The 5,307-nt window shown below is 38.1% G+C and carries 6 protein-coding genes; all 6 read right to left on the bottom strand.

The window, feature by feature from the left end:
* Window positions 1-118 precede the first annotated feature (118 nt).
* Window positions 119-1,636 carry a carboxylesterase/lipase family protein gene (locus tag A5875_RS22140; RefSeq protein ID WP_088935717.1) on the bottom strand — a complete coding sequence of 506 codons (1,518 nt, stop codon included), beginning with the start codon at window positions 1,634-1,636 and terminating at the stop codon, window positions 119-121.
* Window positions 1,637-1,680: 44 nt separating this feature from the next.
* The gene (locus A5875_RS22135) at window positions 1,681-2,073 is read right to left on the bottom strand and encodes a PTS sugar transporter subunit IIA (protein WP_088935716.1); all 393 of its coding nucleotides are present in this window, start codon (window positions 2,071-2,073) and stop codon (window positions 1,681-1,683) included.
* Between the two features lie 44 nt (window positions 2,074-2,117).
* Entirely contained in the window at window positions 2,118-2,957 is an 840-nt protein-coding gene (locus tag A5875_RS22130; protein WP_088935715.1) for a PTS system mannose/fructose/sorbose family transporter subunit IID, read from the bottom strand.
* Between the two features lies 1 nt (window position 2,958).
* The gene (locus A5875_RS22125) at window positions 2,959-3,711 is read right to left on the bottom strand and encodes a PTS mannose/fructose/sorbose/N-acetylgalactosamine transporter subunit IIC (protein ID WP_088935714.1); all 753 of its coding nucleotides are present in this window, start codon (window positions 3,709-3,711) and stop codon (window positions 2,959-2,961) included.
* 19 nt (window positions 3,712-3,730) lie between these two features.
* The gene (locus A5875_RS22120; protein WP_088935713.1) at window positions 3,731-4,219 is read right to left on the bottom strand and encodes a PTS sugar transporter subunit IIB; all 489 of its coding nucleotides are present in this window, start codon (window positions 4,217-4,219) and stop codon (window positions 3,731-3,733) included.
* 207 nt (window positions 4,220-4,426) lie between these two features.
* Window positions 4,427-5,307 (bottom strand): PRD domain-containing protein (locus A5875_RS22115; protein WP_141108388.1); only part of this gene is annotated, 881 nt, incomplete at its 5' end.

The following is a 5,307-nucleotide window of genomic DNA, read 5'->3' as shown; positions in this document are numbered from 1 at the left end:
TGCTATATGCTGTTATTCTTGTTTCATCTCTCTATCTATACAAAAAAGCAGATCGTCTCATGCAAAAATCCAACATAAGATGATCTGCTTTTTCTATTTTTTCAACAGTAATAGTCTGTTAACTTTTACGCCTCCTCTTTTGAATGTTTTTTTCCGTTCTTTCTTCGAGTATTTTTTGCAATTCTTCAGTAAGTGCTTTTGTTTTTAAAGGGACACAGTCACATGGGTCGTCAATATACATCATTTGGTTTGTCTCTGGCACAAATTCTTTCCATACGGGTAAATTATCGCTATTTGGATCATGCTGAGCAGCAAAATTTGCCCAATAGTTTGCTATAGAATTACTAACTAATACATCACTTTCTCCATAATTGATAAATTTGCTTGTCAAATTTTGAAAATGATACGCATTTTCGCTAGCATGATAGGCGCCATAATAATAAGGCTCTTTTCCTGGAGTGACTTTTTGAAAAATGTAGAAGTAGGTTGGAGCTGACCGATGCTCGACTAAGCACGATGCAAAATATCTCATATTAGCAATTGTATTATCCGACCTAAAACGACCTAGAGCATAAGCAGGCGAGTACTCTAAATAAGCACCATACTTTTTGTAAATGGATTCCTTATGATCTGGATATTTTGTCTCTACTGTTTTTTCAAACCGAGCTTTGGTGACTTTCTCCCGCTCTCCTAAGAGTATGAAAGCTTCATCCGCAGTGCAGCCTAGGATGATCGGAATATCATGGATTTTCCCAGCTAAAAAGGATTCTTCTAAGCGGTCTGGGACTAATCGACCATCGACATAAGGGCAAAATTCTGATGCCTCATATTCCTCAGGTTTGCTTATAAATTTCTCTGCAGGCACACTGAATAGCTCGTCCTCACCCACTCCGATTTTTTCTAGGTAGCTTTTACACCGATTTTGTTCCTGCTCTTCATCGATATCCCACTCGTCATGATTAAACGGTGAACCGCTTTGAGTTATTGCTGCATGAAAAAGTCCTTTTGCCTCCGGGCATGTCAATAAAACATTTATTGCAGAAGAACCCGCAGATACGCCAAACAGAGTTACATTTTTCGGATTTCCGCCAAAATTTTCAATATTTGTTCGAATCCATTTCAGTGTTGCCAGCATGTCCTCAAGTCCAGCATTCGTATAATTTTTTGATTGTTCTTTTAGTTTTGGATGAGCCATAAAACCAAAGATTCCGACTCGATAATTAAAGGTCACAACGATTATATTTTGATTTTTTGCAAAATTACTTCCTTCACACCCTTCTGAAGTCGAAGACCCATTCATATAATGTCCGCCATACAACCAGACCATCACCGGCAAGCTTTTTCCGGCAGAATTGTCCGGAGCATAAATATTCAAATATAAGCAATCCTCGCTTGGAGGTGTTCTTTTTTCAGGAGGATACATCGCCCCTTCAGAACTTCCAGGCAGCTGCATTGGGCTGGCTTTAAACGCCCCCGCATCCAACACTCCTTCCCAAGGATCATTTTCAATAGGTGGAAGAAACCTCCGTTCTCCAATGGGCGGCTTAGCAAAAGGAATTCCTAAAAACTTGTTTACACCATTTACATTTATTCCCTTTACCTTTCCCTTTGCCGTTTCTATAATTGGGTTATTCATTTATCAAGCTCCTTTCATCAATAAAATTTCATTGATTTTTTTGATCACTGGAAGACCTTTTTAGTAACATCAAAAATATTATTTCTTGCTGTTTTAATTAGTGATTCATTATCAACTTCCTCACCCAAGGATAGCTGGTTATACAACTCAATAAACATAGGCAAGTTAAGCCCGCAGATGATCTTGATCGATCTGTTTTGAGAAAGTCTCAATGCGGTATTGCATGGGCTTCCGCCAAACATATCCACTAGGCAAACAATGTCTTTCGAGATTCCAGCAATTTCATTTTCTATCTTTTCATAGAAAGTCTCCACAGAGTCATCTTGCGACAGTGAAACTGAGGTCACCTCTTCCACCTCGCCAATAATCATTTGGGCTGATCTCAGCAGACTTTCCCCAAAATCCCCATGTGTTAAAACAAGAATATGTTTTTCCATGTTCTCCTCCAATCCAATGGTTCATGCAAACGAACGACTCTCTTTTAAAATAAACCAATTAATGAGCCTAATAGTGACACTGCAATGATCACTCCAATTACCAAATTATAGCTTTGACCTTTCTTGCTGAAATATAAATATATTCCTGCAATTACCAATAGCGGCAGCATTCCTGGAAGAATCTGGTCTAATAATTCTTGAATAACAATTGGATTTGCATTACTCAGCTTAATCTTGATCGGTATGGAAAGCTTGACGTAGCTTGCTGACAAAGCGCCCATCATAATTAACCCAAGAATACTTGATCCGGTGATTACCTTATTTATCATTCCTGAGCTTAGTAGAGACTGAATAGATTCTCTGCCGACCTTGTAACCGAATTTGAAGAGATTATAACCAAGAGCCAAGCTGATAAATGAAAATAGGAATGGAAAAAGTCCACCTAAAATATTGCCCGATTGAGCTAGAGTCACCGCGATCGAAAAGATGATTGGTCGCAAGGTTCCCCAAATGATCGTATCGCCAATCCCTGCCATAGGTCCCATTAATCCTGTTTTCAAACCTGAAAACATTTCGTCGGGGAGTTCAGCCCCACCAGCTCGCTCCTCTTCTAAAGAACAAATTACTCCTAAAATCAGTCCTCCAAAGGTTCCTTCTGAATTGAAAAATTGCAGATGACGTCTAAGTGCAGCTTTGTATTCTTCTGTCTCTCCTTCATAAAGCTCTTTTAAGGACGGCAATAGGCTAACACAAAAGGACAATGCCTGTAAGCGTTCATAGGAGTTGCTCAGTTCCGTAGTAAAAACCCACCAGAAATAAGTTTTTTTCAAGGATTTTTTGGAAAGCGTCTTTTTCTTCTCGTTTTCTACGATGTTGTTATCCATATTAGGCACCCTCACTTTCAACTTTTCTTGAGCTAACGACTAGTATTGCGATACATAAGCCAAATACAGCGGCTGCCATGGTATTTAGTTCCAAATAAACGACCGAAAAATAACCAATGATGAAATAAGGCAATATTGATCTTTTACCGATCGTATAAACAACAATTGCAAAACCAAGTGCCGGCAATAGTCCTCCTGCTACTTCTAAACCATGCATGATCCATTCCGGTAAAAAATCCATCACCGTGTTTACAACATCTGAACCAAACAATGTCACGAGAAAGACAATTGGAAATCTGAGCACAAACCCTTGGATAATCGGAAAAATAACACCTTCCCGAAAAATCCCACTGCCATTTCCACTTTCTGCTAATTTATCCGCTCTATGAATAAACATAGCGTTCATTGTTCGTCTAATTTGGTCAATAAATACGCCAAGTACACCAAAAGGTACCGCTAAAACTACTGCCTGCTCCGCCGTCAATCCCGTGTTCAGTGCAATTGGAATGGCAATCACCGAAGCTAAAGCAGGATCAGATGGAATGTTTCCTCCAGGCATGATCATTCCTAAATAAACGAGCTGGATCGTTCCGCCCAACAGTAATCCGGTTTTTAAATCCCCTGCGACCAACCCAAAAATCATCCCGATAAATAATGGCTGTCCAAAAACATCATAAAACCAATAGCCGATTTTGCAGTGTCCCATAAAATATAGTAGTCCTGCTGTTAATGCCATCCCGAAATTTGAAGTCATTTTTCATCCTACCCCTTTCTTACTTCATCTTGTTTAGTGCAGCATCTAGTTCAACCTTAGGCTCCGTGGGTAAAACGTGTAAGTATACATGAGTCCCTTTTGTTTGTATTTCCTTTAATAATTCTGCATCTTCTTTATCGAGTGAAATTTGATTTAATACATTTACTCTCCCGGGTCCGCCGCCCAATCCGCCAATCTGCAGCTCCTCAATCGGGAATCCTAATAATTGCGCTTGATAAATATCCTTAACTGTCTTAAATAAAATCAATAATTCCTCCTGACCAAACGCGTCCTCTTCCCATTGTTTTACAGCATCCTCAATTGTTTTAATCTCAACCTTGATTCCCGGTGGTGCTGCCATTACATAGATATTTCCTAAAAAACTGTCTTTTGCCAACTCATTATTGATAATGACTATCTTTTTTGCGCCTGATTCTTTTAACCATTTTGTGATGACCTGTCCATGAATCAATCTAAAATCTGCTCGAATCAATTTTATTTTTCCCATTATCCTCATTTCCTTCCGTATTCATTTTCTCAATTGCAACAATCCGATCAATGCTTTCGTTACCACCTTCCTAAAAGTTGTCTTTGTACTTTTTATAGTGCAAATTCTGTGCCAGTTTATCAAGTCAAAAAAACGTGGCAAAGTCAGCATTTGACTCTGCCACGTAAAAGACCGTGTTAAAATATTATTAAGAACTTAGCTTGTGTGTCATTCCGTGTCAAAAAGATCCATTAAATAGCCGATTTCAACATCTGGGACTTTCAGCATAAACGTACTCTCAATTTCTTCCATTCCTTTCTTCAAAATAGCATAAGTTTCCGACTTAGCTCGTATAAGAGACTCTATGTCTGGATAGTCGATACATTCATTTCGTATGACTCGTTCAATCATACTAGCACCATGCATAACAAACATAATAAGATATCTCTCTGAATTTTCTCCCATCAATAAATCCTTCTGTCTCTTATACACATCTAGATGTGTATAAGAGACAGTACTAGCACCATGCATAACAAACATAATAAGATATCTCTCTGAATTTTCTCCCATCAATAAATCCTTTTTCATGCCATCAAAGGAATGAACAAGAGTAGTAATTGTTTTCTGCGGATTTAGAAATGTCAGTGTTTCTTCCAGAATAATTCTTAGGCCATTTTCATTCGTCATTTCAAAAGATTGCTGTCCATTGGAATCAGAATAATAGTTTTCGATGATTTCATTTAACTGGGATAAACCATTATCCAAGAGAATTTTTTCTGATGGAATAAAAGGAACTTGAGCTATATTCAAGTCACTAATCCCAACTACCGCTATAATCCTTTTATTTTTGAAGTCCTCTATTCGATAATCGCTGCTGTTTGTCGGGAATAATTCGATATTATATTTTGAAATCAAAGAGATTGAATTTCTTAAGAAATTAGCTAGCGTAATCGCCGCTCCCTGTCCTGTCAAACAAGTGGTTATAATTACTTCTCTTGGCTCTTTTTTTATTTTGCTCTTTTTTACATTTCCTTCAACGTAGGCATGCATGATCTCTTTCACTTCTGTATAGATTTCATCCAATTTATAATCTGATATTAGAGTCTTTC

It is taken from the genome of Enterococcus sp. 3H8_DIV0648 (assembly GCF_002140655.1).
In the GTDB taxonomy this organism is placed as follows: Bacteria; Bacillota; Bacilli; order Lactobacillales; family Enterococcaceae; genus Enterococcus_A; species Enterococcus_A hulanensis.
This window is presented reverse-complemented; position numbering and strand designations above follow the sequence as displayed.